At 44.7% G+C, this 17,931-nt stretch carries 11 protein-coding genes; 3 read left to right on the top strand and 8 right to left on the bottom strand.

Annotation, left to right across the window (positions count from 1 at the left end):
* Positions 1 to 1,266, top strand: a complete 1,266-nt coding sequence (locus tag QUB06_RS01840; RefSeq protein ID WP_333142807.1) for an ATP-binding protein — start codon at positions 1 to 3, stop codon at positions 1,264 to 1,266.
* 20 nt (positions 1,267 to 1,286) lie between these two features.
* Positions 1,287 to 2,399, top strand: coding sequence for a phosphoribosyltransferase-like protein (locus QUB06_RS01835; protein ID WP_333142806.1), 1,113 nt, complete (start codon positions 1,287 to 1,289; stop codon positions 2,397 to 2,399).
* Between the two features lie 16 nt (positions 2,400 to 2,415).
* On the opposite strand, the gene QUB06_RS01830 is transcribed toward QUB06_RS01835, so the two are convergent.
* The 3 genes from QUB06_RS01830 to QUB06_RS01820 are packed head-to-tail and all read right to left on the bottom strand — an operon-like array spanning position 2,416 to position 11,247.
* Positions 2,416 to 8,214 (bottom strand): DEAD/DEAH box helicase, encoded by a 5,799-nt coding sequence (locus tag QUB06_RS01830; RefSeq protein ID WP_333142805.1) that lies wholly within the window; start codon positions 8,212 to 8,214, stop codon positions 2,416 to 2,418.
* The gene (locus QUB06_RS01825) at positions 8,207 to 9,529 is read right to left on the bottom strand and encodes a hypothetical protein (RefSeq protein ID WP_333142804.1); all 1,323 of its coding nucleotides are present in this window, start codon (positions 9,527 to 9,529) and stop codon (positions 8,207 to 8,209) included. The genes QUB06_RS01830 and QUB06_RS01825 overlap by 8 nt, the downstream gene beginning before the upstream one ends.
* A 23-nt stretch (positions 9,530 to 9,552) precedes the next feature.
* A complete protein-coding gene (locus QUB06_RS01820; RefSeq protein ID WP_333142803.1) occupies positions 9,553 to 11,247 on the bottom strand; it encodes a hypothetical protein in 1,695 nt (564 codons plus the stop codon).
* Positions 11,248 to 11,531: 284 nt separating this feature from the next.
* Here QUB06_RS01820 and QUB06_RS01815 point away from each other — a divergent pair, with 284 nt between their 5' ends.
* Positions 11,532 to 12,740, top strand: coding sequence for an MFS transporter (locus QUB06_RS01815; RefSeq protein ID WP_333142802.1), 1,209 nt, complete (start codon positions 11,532 to 11,534; stop codon positions 12,738 to 12,740).
* A 70-nt stretch (positions 12,741 to 12,810) separates the two neighbouring features.
* On the opposite strand, the gene QUB06_RS01810 is transcribed toward QUB06_RS01815, so the two are convergent.
* The 5 genes from QUB06_RS01810 to QUB06_RS01790 form a co-directional block, all read right to left on the bottom strand.
* Complete coding sequence (locus tag QUB06_RS01810) at positions 12,811 to 13,056, bottom strand: hypothetical protein (protein WP_333142801.1); 246 nt, start codon at positions 13,054 to 13,056, stop codon at positions 12,811 to 12,813.
* Between the two features lie 52 nt (positions 13,057 to 13,108).
* The gene (locus QUB06_RS01805) at positions 13,109 to 13,420 is read right to left on the bottom strand and encodes a hypothetical protein (RefSeq protein WP_333142800.1); all 312 of its coding nucleotides are present in this window, start codon (positions 13,418 to 13,420) and stop codon (positions 13,109 to 13,111) included.
* A gap of 250 nt (positions 13,421 to 13,670) precedes the next feature.
* Positions 13,671 to 15,242 (bottom strand): oleate hydratase, encoded by a 1,572-nt coding sequence (locus QUB06_RS01800; RefSeq protein WP_333142799.1) that lies wholly within the window; start codon positions 15,240 to 15,242, stop codon positions 13,671 to 13,673.
* A gap of 9 nt (positions 15,243 to 15,251) precedes the next feature.
* Positions 15,252 to 15,716 (bottom strand): hypothetical protein, encoded by a 465-nt coding sequence (locus tag QUB06_RS01795; protein WP_333142798.1) that lies wholly within the window; start codon positions 15,714 to 15,716, stop codon positions 15,252 to 15,254.
* 27 nt (positions 15,717 to 15,743) lie between these two features.
* Positions 15,744 to 17,870, bottom strand: a complete 2,127-nt coding sequence (locus QUB06_RS01790) for a heavy metal translocating P-type ATPase (protein WP_333142797.1) — start codon at positions 17,868 to 17,870, stop codon at positions 15,744 to 15,746.
* Between the last annotated feature and the right edge of the window lie 61 nt (positions 17,871 to 17,931).

Below are 17,931 nucleotides of genomic sequence, written 5' to 3'. Positions count from 1 at the left end.
ATGTCCTATCAAGATGTTAAGGGAAACCTTGTACCGCCTGCTCTAAATCCCTACGTGGCTTCTGGCTCTGCTATGTCAGTATTAGAGCAGAACTATGAATTTACAATTGTTCATACAAAGTTTATTGACAATCTCCTGGAAGAGGTTAGACAATCACTCAATATAAAGAGACCAATAAAACTATTTTTTGTTGGAGATTATGGATATGGCAAGACAACTTTATTAAATCTTATAGCCAAAGAATTTCATGATAGACAAGGCATTTGCATACCCATTAAATTCTCTGAGATAGTTACGCCTATTGCAGCGTCCAGCCAGCCAGATAAGCACTTTGAGAGTCTTCTGGGAGCTATTTTTACCAAGATGTATAACGTTTTGATTAGAGAAGGATGTTTGACTAAACAAGATGAAGTATTATTCGAGAAGATAGAGTTTATCGATTTATTTGAAGTTTTTTTGGAAATGCTGAATCGAACGCAGAAACAGAATATATTAATTGCTTTTGATGAAGTAGAGCTCCTCTTTTCCAACCTAGAACTAAAACTTTCATATTTTATGACTTTTTTGCATGGGTTGTCCGAAAAATTTTCAACCAGACCGGGTTGGGGATTGTGTATAAGTGTCACTCAAGAATACTACAGTCAAATTATTTCAGAAGCTAAACAGTTACAAGAGGCTAGGTTTAACTTTAAAATTATAACTCCTCTACCTTTCTCCGAAGTGAAAGAATATATAGAAACAAAAAACAGTTCAGTTACTTTGAGAACAACTGATAAAATTTATCCTTTTGAAGAAGAAGTAATTGATTTTATTACAGTAGTCTCTGGAGGGGTTCCAAGATATGTAGAAACTATTGGCCAATTGCTTTGGGCAGAAGCAGAACCCCACCACACTTTGGTTAGTATTGAAACTGCTAGAAGAATTTTCAGTAATACTTATCGAGTTTACGCCTTATCATATTTCTCAGAGTTACGGGACAGTTTCAAGTTTTCGGAAGAATCGGAGGCTTTTTTGAATATTCTCTTTTTTAGCGGTGGGAGAAGGCAGTCTATTCCAGAGCTTTTGAAATTGAAGGATGCTTGTTCAATTTCATATTTTTATGGACTGTCCGATGAAAAAGCTGATTATAGGTTGAATAGAGCACGTGTAGAACTTAAAAATAAGTTAGGATCTGAGTATTTAGAAGTGTTTGGGCAAAGACCATATAGGTACACCCTCACTAGCTTAATTTTCCAAGATATCTTCCGTTCCCGTGAAAGAATTTAATAAGAAAAAGCGTCGAATATATGACCCAAAAAGATTTTAATCAGTACCTCAACTTAAAGGGAGATAATATAACGAAGGAAATTCAATTATTGCGAAGAAAACTGTCAGATATAATGAACCCCTATAGAAGACCTATATCTTCTATTTTACCAGAAGAACGCCAGGTAGAAAATTCTTTATTATTTGACGATATAGATATTGAGGCTTGCTATGAGAGGTTTGATAGTTGGGATGGTTCTTTGTCAAAGAAAAAAATTCGGGATTGGATTAATCAGTTTGAAACAACTCTAGACCAAAACATAGCATATTTACTCCTGAGTAAGTTTCAGTTTTTCTCCAAAACTCATATTGAATCAGCTAGTCAAAATTTACAGAAAAAGTTACTTGACTTACTTCTGACAAAAGAGAATCTTTGCAAAGCTTTTCGTGACGATCCTAAAGTTGCTTTGAAAGGTAATGAAGCTGAATTTAAAAAATGGTTGAGAAATAAAATTATTAGATATGCTGAATTACCTTCACCGCCGAATACATCAGTGGAAAGTCAATACGGCCTTTGGGGAATTTATGAAAGGTCGGCTTTGACGGCAACTAGCGTTCCTGATGGCAAAAAAATTAGACCTCTGAGCAAGTATTTTCAAGCAGGTACAGAAAACTATGAAACATCAGTTTTTGTGTTTATGGACTATACTAACGGTTCTGGTAATCAACTCGCCAAATGTATTAGAGAAATCAATAAGCTACTCAAACAATATCCTGCATATCAACAGTCATTGTTTATCTTTATGTATGTAGTTCAGGCTACATCATTCAACTTAGCTAGTATAGAATTTGCTTCTGAGAACAGTGAGACTATCTATTATGAATCGATGCTCGACTATAAAAGCCAAGAAATTACGGATATTCTCGACAGCCACCAAATTTCTAAATCAGAATATGATGATTTCATAGAAAAATATTGCCTGCGTGCTTCTGGAACATCATCCGTAGGCTATCGTGAGTCGGGAGCCTTAACCTGCCATCATTATAGTTGTCCCAATAATACATTACCTTTTTTTCATAAACCCAGTACAAATTGGGAACCGCTTTTTAGAAACAGTCAAACACCAAGCGCCACTCGCTATAAGCAAAAATGATTTGCTAGACAAAAATCTACGCACAATCTCCCGGTCGCCGGAGAACCATAAATGGGTTGGCAGGCTCGACCTGATAACCAGGATACTGCGATCGCGCGCTCGCCACCGCTGCAATCCACTCTGGATGGTCATCATTCCATAAAGGATGTCGAATCATTTTGATTGTCCGCCGTCGAGCATTCTGGTGCACGTAGCCAGTGAGAGTCTCAAACTGCACTGGTGCACCATAACCCAAGCGTTGAAGTGCGGCTGGAATTGGAACTTGCACTAAGTTGAGCCAAGGATTCTGAATATTGCCCCAAGAAGAGTTGAGATCGATCGCCGACGCAGGATTAGACACCAATCGTGCCATATCTAAAGCCAGTCGCCAATCCAATAACCCGTGATAAGCCAGATTTTGATAGTCCCGCAAACACAAATTGCAGGAAGTATCACAATCACTTCCGTGCTCGTGAGGAGTCGTCCATTTCCAGGCAATGCTGTTTGAAATTGTTGGATCTGCCCGATCCATCAGTCGTTGAAACTCATTCGGTTGGGCGAGAAATTGGCAATATCCAGCTCCATTTTCCAATTGATCGCAAAGAAAAGCTTGACCTATAATCGCTCCATTCTGCTCTAATGAACGAAAACCCGCCTGCAACTCCAGTGCATCCACATCGAGAAGAGAAGCAGCCGCTACCCGCAGCCAAAACGCGAAAGAATACCAAGCAGCACGACCTTCAACTGTAGTTGGATTGGCAAATATGCCATTAGGCCATTCCTGAATATTTACTAATAGGATATCTGTTTTACGTCGAGATAGTAGAGCTACCCGATAAACCGCTCCAGATGTACTAACCGAACTGTTTTGCTTAGATACAGCATAAGCTCCTGATTTATGTCGATTATCAATCCTAACTCTTTCGTAGAAGTCAAACCCTCCAGTGCCACCATTATCATTAACCGAAATGATATTGTCATTGAATGCAGATACAGAAGCATTAAGGACAGATGCAGGCGTGCCATTATTTGCAGGCGTGCCATCATTCGGAGGGATACTCAAAGAAGGTCGTGTCGATCGCGGTTGCCACTCAAATTGCCCATCAAAGTCCTCTGGTTGCAAGTCTGTAAAAAATGCCTTGGGTTCCCTGGCATCAATGTAACGCATCGCATCATTTACACCACAAACTGGACATTGAGTTGTTGGCGATCGCTGACCGCCAGGGAGTGGTTCATTTAAGGTTATGTACGGGTAGATTACCGCTTGACAGTTACTACAAAGTCCGAGAGATTCGTTGCCCTGAGTGAGTGCTGGGACTAAGCCTGGTGCGGTCGCAATTGTGTTGCCTTGAGGATACAATTCAACCACACCACAAGCAGTGTGAACCGCCTTATCTTTGACAGTCTCAGATCCTGGTGCAAATTGGCTGATAGCCACATCAAGGTTGCGATCGACTATTCCCGTCTCTGGTGGCCATTGAGCGCCCGGTGAGGGCCAGCGCGTGTAAAGCAAACGCACCCGCGTTGGAAAACCAAACATCGGTAATAACCCCGCATTTGCCAAACGTTCGCTCAGCGCATTCTGAGTGTATGTAGGGTCATTTACAACATTTTGAATGGCATTTATCAGGTTTTGGCGGAGATAATTCAACATTTGAGAATTACTAGCATTCGATAATGTTGTTTGCACCCGCAAAATATCCAAAACTGACAAAATCTTCGGTTCATTGGCTGGATTGTTTAACCAATTGGCGATCGCTACTTCATAATTAGCCCAATTAGCAACATCACCAAACTCACCGTGTACGTTGTCAGTCCCACCTAAAGACGCAGTGATTCCTGTGTCTGTGAAAGCTTGCCTTAACACTTCTTTGATGAGGACGCGCTGGAAAATTTCTTGACTCTTCATCTCAACGTAGGGCGGTGGCGGCGGATCGCCTGTGATGCTTTCAGGACGCTGGAAGTAAAAGTCATCGTGACTTCGGCCTCGACAGAAGGTAACAGCTAATGAAACTCCCGCAGAACGTCTGCCAGCACGACCAACTCGTTGCTGATAATTAAATCGGCGGGGCGGCATATTTGCCATCATTACTGCTAGCAATGCACCAATATCTACCCCCGCTTCCATTGTCGTTGTGACGCTCAATAAGTCGATACCCTGAACCCGCAGAATTTCTTGATTGATAGGGATGTCTTGAAATAACTCCTGGCGCCTAGTTCGCTCTTTTTTGTCAGTTTGACCCGTTAATTCCTCTGCATTCATGCGGAACGGCTGACCTGATTGCTCTGAAAGATAGGTATAGTAATCAAAGTCGCTTGTTGTCTGTCCTGGTGTCAGATGAATTGTGGAAGTATTCGGATTGTCAAAACGGCGATCGCTGTTACATTCGGGGCAAACTCCAGCAGCAGGTTGAATAAAGAAAGCATTGCATTGCGGACAACGGAATCCCGGACGCGAACCATCAGAATTTGCCGGGGGTGGTAAAACGAGATAGAGGCGATCGGGATCGAGTATAAATCGTTGACTTTGAGATTGATTTGAAGGTTGGATTGGAATGACTTGTTGTAACTGATGCTGCACGTCGCTTAGTTCAAGGCCCGTTCTACTAATGTACCGTTGAGCAAACTTAGGCAAATCTGAATTATTGTCGAGACGGACATGGGGAAAATAGCGATGTAATTTCCGAATTCCTAATTGTCGAATCACTGCTTCAGTTGCTTCAATCAACGGAGTTCGGTTTCCTTGATATTGATAGCTAACCCAACCCTGTGCCAGTCCTTCAATAGTCCGAGCAATGTGGGGGAAAAGAGCATACATCAACTCTTCAGTTAAGAGAGCTTCCAACAGGTCAGCATGAGCTCTCTGTTCCTGGGTGCCGGGAATAACTCGTGCGATTGGATTAGCATTCCAGTTGTAGCAATCAAACCAAGGAAACCTTTCTACTCCCCTTCCCTGTCCGACTGTATAGGTCATAGTCCGAAAGCTGGGTCTGCCCGGACAAATGCCATAATTGAGAAGGCCATCTCGAATCTTATCCCGCAAATTCAGAAGAGGAATTCCCCCTGGGTAGCGCTCTAGTAATCCTAGCCATTCGTCACGAGCCTGCTGATTACTTGAGGGCAAATCATCAATCCAGTCTCTTGCTTCATTTACCAAAGCCTGATTAGTATTGCGAAATCGGTTGCGCCGAACCATATCATCAGGCTGCGGATTCGCAACAACAGCAGTGTAAAGATCTGGGTTCAATGCCTGCAACCTAGTAAGTGCTGTCTGGTTATTTGCAGAAGTAATGCGGAGGAAGCCTACAAAGTCATTCCAATAATCTTGAAAAGACTGAATCAGCAACATCCGCGCCATGTCGCGATAATGATCGCGCTCCATCCCTGCAGCTAGCTTGGCGGCATCTTGACGGCTGTCGGAAAATATGACCAGCTTGCGAGACGATCGACTGGTGGGGCTTATTGGTGCTGGCATTTCTCTCAGAAGTCCACTGGCAAGCACTTGGCAAGCTTTCTGAAATCCGGTGCGGTGGAAACGCAGGGGAGTAGGAAATTTGTCTCGTCTTCCGTAGTCAGCATCACAGCGAGGACATTTACTTGGCAATGCTCGTTCTTCTGGATGATTGCCTGTCACTTGATAGAGCCACCCTGGTATTTCTTCATCTACTTGTGGTTGAGTGCTATTCTGCGTAAGTGCGCCTGTAGTCCGATTTAACTTGGCACGAACCCATCGGCGTTTTATTTTATCAAGCGTCCATTCTGGGTCTTGTGGCTGCGTATCCCAAACAGGTGTCTCTCCAGGCAAAGGCCAAAAAACTCTATAATTTCCGTAGCGTTGATTGAGAGTAATACGGTCAGGGATTCCCTCTAAATCGGGTTGATCGGGTGTAAGAATTTCTACATTTGTGTTTCCTATTCGTTGAGTAGTTTTGTTGTAGCCTCCAAGAAAAACCTCTCCACACACTTCACAAATAATTAAGTCCAAAACACGAGAACCACAGGAGCAGCTAAGGCGATGAGTGGCATGAATTGCACCAACAGTCGGAGGATTCGGAGTGTTCTGCCTTATATTTCGATCGACTGGTGAATGGGTACAGTTAGGATTACAGCAAGCCCATAAGTTTTGCAGGTTGCGGAAGAATAGATGACCGCGTACAGGTTGAGGCGATCGCCCCGTACTCACTCGTTGAGACATTCCCAGTCCTAGAAGTAGCCCCCGCATCGCATCAGATACCAACCCATTACTCGCAGCACCAGAGAAAATTTGACGGTCTAAATCTGTTGGATCATTTAAGTGTTCTGCATCTATAACTTTCGTAGCCCTCACTGTAGGGTTAGGATTACTTGGATTAAGCAGACGATCGACTTCGCGACAAGCATCTCTCAGTACATCTGCTGCGCCTAAAGTAGCCAGTGCTTCTCCAAGATGTTGTTCCGCACTTAGTCCAGATCCTGCCGGTTGTCCAAGCTGCATAGCCAAATTAGACATAGCATTCCGCACTTGATTAGATGCTGAATTTGGCGGTTGCATTTCCTGCAATGGGTCAGCTTGTACTGACTGAGCAAACTGGGCAAAAGCATTTTGATAGGCCGAAAGATTGAATCTTGCCCCTGGTGTTGGTGGGGTTTGTTGTCCTGTGATGAAGTCAAAATTATCGCGGCCAAAAAACTCACGCAAAAAGTCTCTGCCCTGTTGATTTGGCTCAAGGCTAGCTGTAGTCGTCAAAATCCGTAGTTGTGGCGAGTCTGGTGTCAATCCCAAACGCGAATACAACAATCGCAGAATATAAGCAACCTCTGTCCCCGGCGTACCGCGATAAGCATGAAGTTCATCAATAATTAGGAAAAATTGGTTGTCGGGATTGTCAGCAAGCCAGTCACAAGTAGCATCAAAAATATTGTTCTCAATACTCCGCATCATCATAATGTTGAGCATCGAGTAATTAGTAATTAGAATATCCGGCGGACTATCTTGCATATCCCACCGAGACCACATTTCACCGCCATCAAGTAGCGGTTTGTAGTAAGGCAAATCGGGCATATCCTGAAGCCAAGACGGATTGTTTTGGATATCCGTATCTCTCTGTCGGCGCTGCTGTTCTAGTTCCCTTAATTCATTTTTCAGTCGTCTGATACTATCGTCTTTCTGTATGCCTGAAACTGGTGTTTGTCCGGTGTAGCGTCCAAAGGTAATTCTATTTCCCCCTCTGTTTTGATTTAACCACTGGTGTACTGATGGCGCTTCTAGCGCTTTTCTCAGCCGTCGCAACTGGTCTTCAACTAGCGCGTTAAGAGGATAGAGAATCAAGGCACGGAGGGCTTTTGGTCGGGGTGTATGCGCCCATTGAGAGATACGGTCGCCATTAGAATTTACATTGTTATCCCACCAACGATGATTTGATGGCGGTTGGCGATTAGCCCCCCAAGTTTGGGATTCCCTTGCTAACTGTGCCAAAAGCGGTAAGAGGAAACATTCGGTTTTACCGGAACCCGTACCAGTAGTCACGACTAAATCTCGCTGGTTAACCAACACTTCCCGCAGGCTTTCCCATTGGTGTTGGTAAAGCTGGACTCCCGGATCGAAAATCATTTGCCCAAGTTGTGCCAAATTGTGGTATTCGGAGGGCAGTTGATTGGCTGCGGCTGACAAATTCATCCCCGATGATGGATAAATCGGGACAGGCTCAACTAAGGGAGGCTGACTCAAGATACCTGGTTGCTGGAGGAGGCGATCGCGTTCATCAGCCAAAGCGCGGTAACGCAGGGGAAAGGCACTTTTGATATATAGCTGATAAATGCGATCAAGTCTTTGATATGCGCCAACTAAGTCATGCACTGGCAGGTACCTCTTCGCACTTTACATTAAGTTTATCAGTTAGCAGAGAAATTACTTCCATCGGCACGTTCTCGTAGAGCAACCAGGATTTTTGATAAGTTGGGAGTTGTCCAGATGCTAGCACTAGCGCACGTTCGTAAATTTCAGGCCAACGCTGGGAGACAGGTATTGCTAAACGCCAGCTAGCGCGATCGTAACGTGCAATACATTCAAAGCCACTGTGCTGCAATGCTAAAAATCGTAGACCATACCAGTCGCCCTGTCGCCAACTAGCGCTTTCTTGGTCATAAAAGAGTGTATAGCCAGGACGATCGCTCTCCTCTATCCTCCACATCTGGTACATACCTGTTTGATTGGGAGAGATACAGCTAATAAAATCATTACCATCAAAGCGCTTCCACTCGTATATACTCGGCACAATTCCCTGCAAGCTTCTGAGATTCTGCTTCCAAATGTCAAGATTTGGTATAATTTCAGCAAGTCGGCTCGATACTTCCCCAGCGTAAAGGATAGAAAACTGGCTTGTAATTATATTAAAGTCACTCAAATTGAGACGAATGCAAGGCGGTGCGTCTCTTCTTGATTGATGACTGGAAATTATATCTGTATATTTTTCCAACTCCTTCAGCAACTTGATGCTGCGTTGACCGCAAAGAAGAAATTCTGGAGAGTCTGATTTAATCTTAACGAGGGCTGTAGGAGCCATAGACCATCGTGTACCGTCTGAAGAAGACTCAATATGCCCAAGCAACCTAAGCCTCCGTAAAATGCGTTTTGGTTCCTCAAGTCTCAGAGTATCGCAGGCTTTTTTGAAGGATTCCCACGTTCCGCTACCAAGGGTAGATAGCCAGTAGAGAAGGTGTTCGTAACGCTGGGAAAGTGCCTCAATATCTGGTGACGATTGATTGATAGGCGATGAGGCGCTCGCCTCAAATGGGTTATCATAGGTAACTTTCTCTACAGGCTGATAAGGAATAGGGTTCGTGTAATCGTAAACTTCATGGGCTGCCCCAACCATAGATTTTATTTGTTCATAGGTGAAGCTCTTATTGCCGGGAACTGCCGAAGTTTTAAAACAGGGAAATTTGAGCAAATTAGAGTTTACAATTTCTTGAGGTATTTCTCCTAGGGTACTACTTTCAATTGCTAGAAAAAAATAAAAGCTTTTTCTAGAAGTAGCTCCTTTTTCCAGTCGCAGAAGTGGCACATATTGACTGATATTTTGGTGTTGTATGTGTTTGGAAACTTCCTGGATAAGTTGTTTTGGGTTCCCTTTGTATGAAAATCCTCTGTACCAACGTTGAATTTTGGTCATTTTACTTTTGAATTTATTTAACTTTATTGAGCCAATGACTGAAGGACGCTGCCACAAATATTATGACTTGAACCGATCGGCATCACTTCACAACTTGATGGTTCTACTATTGACAGACCACTCCAATCAACAATTCTGACAAAGCGCTCGCTAGATTCACCTCCACAAGTAGCTTTTACGAGATAGTCACCTACACTAGGAAAGTTAACTACAATGGGAATATTTGTACTTTGCTGTAACTTTTCCCAAATTTGGGAATCATCCGATAATCGAGTTACTTGTAACTCAACTGTGGGATGGAAACCAAAGATAGTTACTAGAGGGCTATGTCCCTCTAGCCATGCACCCAATTGAGGTACGCGCAAACCACCTGAAAAGCTAATAGATAAACGGACACTGGGTTGCAAAGCATCTTTAAGTTCTTGACTTTTGATAAAGACTGCATCCCAAGCTTGGGAAACAACCATGCAGGTGTGAATTTCAAACCAGGTAGAATTTTTAAATACTGGTTGTGCTCCACCCTGCCATTTCAATAGCTGCTCATCTTGCAACCGTTGAATATCTGAGAGCAGTTCTTTTTTGTAGAGTAGGATAAATGGTGTACCGAGGGATGGCGTTCCCCAAGAAGCATAGGCTCCTGAATCTGGGTTATCGGGATCTGGAATTAATATCCAAAAGTTACGCTCGGGCAAAATTAGGGAATCCAGGTCTGTAGAACAACTAATTTGGTATCTTGCACCGCGATCCAATTCATTCATATTTATTGGATTTTTTAGAGGGAAATACCATCCAGCGCGTTCGTCCCGAAGCTGGTGAACGTTATCTCTGTACTGAACTTGTACCGATTCTACTGGTCGCCCTTTTAGCTGTTTCGGGTAGAGATAGTAATCAATCTGGCCCAAGAATGGATCTTCAGTGCGATATAAACCTGCAAAAAGGTAGCGGCTCCAGGTGCGTACTCCTTGTTTTAGTGTTACTGGTTTCCCCTCATTTTGCCATTGTTCGTAAACTTCGTGAATTGCTTCGGCAACGGCTTCATAGCGCTGCCTGTTGTCCGTCAGTAACTCTTTTAAGTGTTGGCAAAGCCTCGGCGTCTCGCGGCGGACATGAGTAAATAAAGTTTGGGCATCCCATTGGGCTGTCCATTGCTTTTCGTTAAATATATCTAGAAGTCGGTTTTTATCAGCGTGGCGTAGAAGAGATTGCGAAATTGGATAATTTATATAGGTAGTTGGACCACCGCGACCCCGAACTGCTGAAGGTAAAAATCCCTGTTGCCTTAGCCAAAGATTCCATTCTTTCCATAGCGGTTCTTCAGCAGCGGAACCAGATTCCATGCCCGGTGGACGACGAGCGTCGGACAGACCTAAAATTTTCTGCAATCGCCGGAAGTAGTTTAGTTCTGATATTTTTTCTTCCTCAGCCATCTGATAGGCGGCTAGGACTGTGGCACTGAGAAAGGCAATACTTTTGGGTAAACCGTCAGAATCACACCCTCGCAAGTTGCTCAAATTAACTTGTTGGTCAATGATGACTCTTTTCCTTACGGCAATCAAAAAGTCATCGCGACCGTTGTTGACGCCCGTATCCTTTCCAAATTCTAGACCAATACGCTCGAGTACATCGTCGTCAACGCTTACGTAAAGTTTAGTACCGCGCGGTACGCCACTGGTAAAGTAAGACACTAATGCTTGGTTCCATTCTCTGTAGCTTGCCATTGCTGTTTTCGCTTCTTTGGCTTACCATCTGAGCCGTTTGTTTAAATTATCCCAGGTTTGTGTGACTATTGGTAGTTAATGAGATTCAGCCTGGCGTTGCTGAATACAGGTATAAATTCAAGATTTCGGAATGGGTATAAGCTAAGTAGGGTGAGTTTTGTAACATCAAGCGAAAAGTTGATTCATACCATGAATGAGCAACGCCTAGAAACCATTAACTCGATAGGTTTCGATTACCAGAGTAATCACCAACCCAATACAAATAAAACCCCTCACCTGATTTTATGATTAAAAAGCTCTTCTTACTTCTTGTTTGCTTATTTGTAGTCATGATTGGCTTCGGAGTAAGCCTGCCTGTACTTCCTTTCTACGCCCAACATTTACATATAGCAGTTGTTCCGCGTGAGACGATCGCCATTCACATTACCTTATTAACCAGCATTTACGCCTTCGCTCAGTTAATTACAGCACCGTTTTGGGGGCAATTGTCAGATCGAGTCGGCAGGCGACCCTTAATTTTGATCGGAATTGCCGGTTCCGCGATCGCTCAACTACTATTTGGGTTTGCCTCTTCCCTCGCAATGCTTTATGTTGCTCGAGCAGTCGGTGGGGTTCTAGCCGCTGCGATGCTGCCTGCTGCTGCCGCTTATGTTTCGGATGTAACGACTGAGCGCGATCGCACCCAAGGAATGGCTTGGCTCGGTACAGCAGTGAGTCTTGGAGCAATTGCTGGACCAGCTTTTGGTGGTTTGACAACTCGTGAAGACTTACATTTTACCCTCGGTTTTTTCGATCTCAAAATTGAAAATTATGCTCCTCCCTTTTTTCTAGCTGCGGGTTTGATGTTCTTAACGCTGCTAGTCGCTCTCCGCTGGTTGCCAGAATCGTTACCATCGAGATCCGCAACTGTAGTCCCTCGTCAGCCAGCACTAGATTGGAAAAGGCTGGGTAAACCACTATTACTGCTGTTGGGTTTAGCCACGATCGCCCAGTTTGGACTCACGATGTTTGAAGCCGTTTTTGCATTATATGCTCAAGAAATATTGGGATACGGGCCCGTCCAAACAGGCTTTGTATTTATGATGTGTGGCTCAGTGATGGCAGTCTTTCAAATCATTGCAGTGAGCTTTTTGTCTCGATATATGAATGAGATCGCCCAAGTTGCTCTGGGATTTGCACTCATGGGAAGCGGCATTTTCCTGCTACTAATGGCGCGATCGCTTCCCATTGTGCTGGGAGTTGTCGCTATATTGGCATTCGGTATGGCATTGATTACCCCAAATGTAGCTGCTTTGATTTCAAAACGGGGCGGTCAACACACGGGAACGGTGTTAGGAATTCAAAATGCCGCTAATAGCCTCGGACAAGTTGGGGGATCGATGTTAGGGGGCGTTCTGTTTGCATGGCAGGTAAGCGCCCCTTATAGCTTTGCTGGTGTTTTACTAATGGGAACTGGCTTAATGCTGGGTTGGATGCAGAAACATCAGCATTGATGATTCAGGCACAACACTACCTCACGTCTGGCATCAAGCTTGAGTTAGTGAGAAAAATTCAGGTTCAGGGTTACTGACTAAACTCCCGCTTTGGAACCTCAGAGCGGAACAAAGAAATTGCCGCGACGGTGGCTAACACCTGAACCGCGACAAAAATTCTTAGATTCTTGACTGCTTGTTTGAAGCCTTCTGGGGTGAATAGATTTATATTAGGATGCTGCAACCACCAACAAAGCAGTAAACAGAGCAGTAAAACTGTTAGGGCGACACCGTTTTTCTGATTCCAAAGAACGCCTTGTCTGTTAGTTCTTTTCACAGCATCCTAAATATTTCCCAAAAGGCGATCGCATGGCGATCGCAATAACTGTCTATCTGGAGGGGTTGCTTTGATTTCCTCTCATCCCAGGCATATTGTTCATACCAGGCATATTGTTCATCATATTCTTGCAACAGCTACATCCGCCTTCAGTAGGCTGCTGCGGAGCCTGATTGGTTTGCGCTATTGTTGGAGTAAGACGCTCTTGAGCTACGGGTGCTTCATTGGTAGAGCTAGAAGCTGTAGTTGGGCTAGCAGTCGGGTTGTGAGTGTCTGCAAACGAGGGATTAGCTGTCAAAGCTAACAACGTTAAGCCAGCTATAGTTCCACCGATTACTGTTTTAGCAAGTGTGAGCATACTCATCTTTATCCTCAATTGAGTGATTAATTTCTTAGAACTAAGTCCATACTAAACTCTCCACCAGACTAGAGAGTCAAGGCCTAAATTCAGAAATTCGAGTAAATATGCCTGAAGAATGATGTTGACTTCTCTACTTGACTCTCTACTCGACTAAAGAGTTTAAGATAATAGAACAGAAATTTTGGTAAAGATAATGAAAAAACGGCGTTGCTGATTGACGGTATGAATCAACTTTTCTGGGAAGTTACAAAACTCATTTAAACGCTTTGATTAAAGCCTCAAACTGCACTCGCAGTGACTTATCATGAGGCGAAACGGGCGGGATTTGGCGGTTAATACCTAAAAATTCATAAACTGCCATTTGAGCAACTCGCACCGAATACTCAACCGTGAAGACAACATCATCAGGAATTTCGACAAACTGGCTGATGAAAGCAAGGTTCTTCGAGCTGCGAGGAATCGGCAACGGTCGATCCGTGCCTAAACGAGGCATAAACATACTTGTGATGTACGGCATCCTGCAAGGAATGCAGTTTGCCGATTCCACAGTATCCAGATCGAATCGTAGATGACCGCAGAGTTCTCGCAGAATTTCTTCACCGTTACACTCGCTCATCGGCTTGGGCACAAAATCACCCACGCGATCGGGGAAAAGAGCGTATCCCCAGAAGACCTGTATATCAACAGGTTGATTTATAAAGTGGGGTTGATAGGCGAGCACGATGGACATCAGCCAGTTGGAGTCTTTAAACGTGACAAGCCCACCAGTTCCCGGTTGATTGCTGCTAAATTCAAGCATTTTGTTGAAGAATGCAGGGGTTTTTAGTGTGACTGTAAAAGACTCCCACAGTGACTCGGCAATGCTGTTGTTAAAAGCAGAAGGATTACCGAAATCTGGGCGTTCTGCCGCCAGCTTTTCCCACAAATTCCAACTGTCGCTGTCCTGTTTGGTCAGCTTCTTGGGCGCACTTGTCATAGAACCCAAACTTGAGGCATCAGTCATCGATCCGTTTTGCAGAAAAACCAGGTCGCCGTCTTTAAGCGCGATCGCTTTACTTTCACCCTTCTGCTGATAATGAATGCCTGTCACCACAAACTTGCCTTCTTCGGTGTTGCGATCGAGATCTGTGACCTTGCAATCGACGATGAAATTGACACCTTGATCTGCGAGCCAACTCTGAAGTGGACGAACCAATGAATCGTACTGATTGTAAATGGTTCGCTTCACCCCAGCAAGGGTTTCAATCCGAGAGAATTCGAGCATGAAGCGATGCAAGTAACGGTTGAATTCAACGGCACTGTGCCACGGCTGGAAGGCGAATGTAGTTGCCCACATAAACCAGAATTCAGTCTTGAAGAATTCTGGAGAAAGCCAATCAGTGATACGACTAGCAGCCAATTCGTCTTCATCAGCTTGGCTAAGCTTCAGCAACTCTTGACGATCTTGCATGGAAAAGCCCATTGAACTCACAGGGACTTTTGCTCGGCGGCTGTCAACGAGACGCGCCATAGAATTTGACTTATGCCGTTCATTAAACTCCATAGTTTCGTCAAACACTGTTTTACCGGGCGAACTTAGGGAGGGGATGGACTTGTAAAGATCCCAAGTGCATTCATAATTGTCAGTCGTCAACATCCGTCCCCCCCGCATCGAATAACCGTCTACAGGGTTCCCGGCTCCATCCAAACTCCCGCCCAAGATGGGCTTTACTTCTAGGATAAAAATATTTCTGCCAGGGAGTCCGCCGTCGCGAATTATGAAGGCTGCGGCTGCTAAAGAGCCGATACCACCACCCAACAGATAGGCATTAAATTCCTTGTCCATGTCGATTAATTAGCTCCGCTTTTCGAGATAACCCAACATATGACGGCGAGCCAGATAAAGGATGAATGGTGGTAAAACGATCCACTGAATTACGGCCAGTAAACTCATCCCTAGAATGGGTACTGCCAGCACCGGAACCCCATAGACTTTAGAAACATTAACTCGATAGGTTTCTATTACCAGAGTAATCACCAACCCAATACTGGTAAACAGGAACGCCAGCTTCGAGGTGGGATAAAGCACCCAATTCCGCGAACGAACTAACACACTCACCGCCCAACTACTAAATAGAATGATGACCCCATCGCCGAAGGAGCAGTGAGTCAAATCTTTGATTTTGTCGGCTAAAGAGGGACTTCGGTAGAACTCGTAATAGGGAGCCTGCCAAACTTCGTAAACAAAATTGAGCAAAAAGGCAAAGAGAAACAGGTTGGTTTCTGGTGCCGCTAGAATTTGGACGATTTTCTTGGACACAAACCCTTACTCCTCCAATATATGCAATTAATCATTCAAACGAACGCGACGTAACAACATTGCATTAACTGAAACAACGACCGTCGAAACGCTCATCAATATTGCTCCCAATGCTGGCGTTAATAGAATGCCGAAGGGAGCCCCAATTCCTGCCGCTAAAGGAATTGCAACGACGTTGTACCCAGTTGCCCAAAGCAAGTTCTGAGTCATTTTGTTGTAGGTCGCTTTCGCAAGTTTAAGCGCGTAGGTTGCATCAAGCGGATCGCTTTTAACCAAGATTAAATCAGCCGACTCGATCGCCACATTGGTTCCAGCGCCGATCGCCAGTCCTAAATCCGACTCGGTTAAAGCCGGTGCATCATTGATTCCATCGCCCACAAAGGCGGTTGGCTTCTCAGCTTTGAGCTTACGAATCAATGCAGCTTTATCCTGTGGTAGGACACGAGCATAGTAGCGATCGATCTTCAAATCCCCAGCAACCGCCTTGGCAACGGCTTCGGCATCGCCTGTAATCATGACCACCTGCACGTCCATTTCCTGTAATTTTACAACCGCTTCTCGTGCAGATTCGCGCACTTGATCGGCTAACCCGAATAGGGCGAGAACTTGCTTGTCGTCCATCAGCACGATCGCACTTTCACCACGAGATTCACGTTCTTGTAGTCCTTTTTGCAATGCTGGCGGAAACTGCAATTTCAACTCTTGAACCCATTCGGGTCTGCCAACCCGATAGCGCTGACCGTTTACCACGCCTTCAACGCCCTGACCGGGAACTGCTTTGAAGTCACTGGCTTTTGAAAGCTCGATTTTGCGATGGCTGGCTTCTTCTACGATCGATTGTCCAAGCGGGTGTTCTGATAAAGATTCGAGAGAAGCAGAAATGCCCAAAGCTTTTAACTCATCTATACTATCTGTATAAATTCGTTGCACGCCAAAATGTCCGGTTGTCAATGTCCCCGTCTTATCAAATGCGATTGTTTTAATGTCTTTTGCTCGTTCAAACGCTTCTCGATTTCGTACCAGAATGCCGTTTTTAGCGGACATTGCAGTTGCGTTGACCAGCACTAAGGGGATCGCTAAACCTAACGCATGAGGACAAGCAATCACCAATACAGTAACGGCGCGATTAATTGCAAATGTTAAACCATCTGGTTTAACAGATAGCCAAATGATGAACGCTAGCGTAGCGATCGCGATCGCTGTATAAGTTAGCCAATAGGCCAGTCGATCGGCTAGTGTTTGAAATTTACTTTTAGATGCCTGCGCTTCCTCAACTAAGCGCATAATTTGGCTCAAGGTTGTTTGATCTCCGGTGCGAGTGACTTTGATTGTCAAAGCGCCTTCTCCATTGACCGCTCCGGCGATCGCCTCATCATTGGCTTTTTTGACCACCGGGCGCGACTCCCCAGTGAGAAAAGCTTCGTTGACGTTGGAAGTACCCTCGATGACCTCACCATCAATTGGGACTTGTTCACCGGGACGAATCAGAATTAGATCGCCCTCAACTAATGCGCTTACTTGGACATCTTCTATCTGCCCATTCGCCTGCTTCTTGTGAGCGACAGAAGGCACTAACTTGGCAAGTTCTTGTAGAGCATTGCTGGCTCCCAGCACAGAAGCCATTTCCATCCAGTGACCGAGCAGCATGATATCGACTAAGGTTGCCAGTTCCCAATAGAAAGAATCTCCCGCCAATCCAAGAGTCACTGCCACACTGTAGACAAACGCCACGGTGATTGCTAGAGCAACCAGAGTCATCATGCCAATTTTACTGCGGAGTTCGTAGTAAGCTCCCTTCAGAAAAACCCAGCCACCATAGAAATAAATAATCGTTGAGAAAATGGGAATCACCCAATTCGCACCTGAAAACTGGATGGCTTGATAACTAAACCAATCCTGAAACATGGGCGCAAAATAGAGGACGGGCAGCGTTAGCAAGAGGCAAATAAAGAAGCGTCGTTTGAAAATCTCTGGGCTGTGTCCAGCGTGTTTGTCGTGACCTGCGTGTTGAGCGTGATTAGGCTGTTTACCGTGAGCACTATGATTGCTGTGTGGGTCAGGCAGATTCCTTTCAACTTGCTGTTTGTGTTCGTGGTGCCCAGCGTGTCCCGGCTTGGGTTGGGTTTGTCCATGTTGATGGCGATCGTGGTTCATAAATTAATCCTCCTAATTTAATGTGATGCCCTGGTTGGCAGATTTACAGAGAAGGAAGCTA

The organism is Microcoleus sp. D2_18a_D3 (assembly GCF_036702455.1).
Lineage (GTDB): Bacteria > Cyanobacteriota > Cyanobacteriia > Cyanobacteriales > Microcoleaceae > Microcoleus.
The sequence above is the reverse complement of the archived record's forward strand: the minus strand, read 5'-3'. Positions and strand labels throughout refer to the sequence as shown.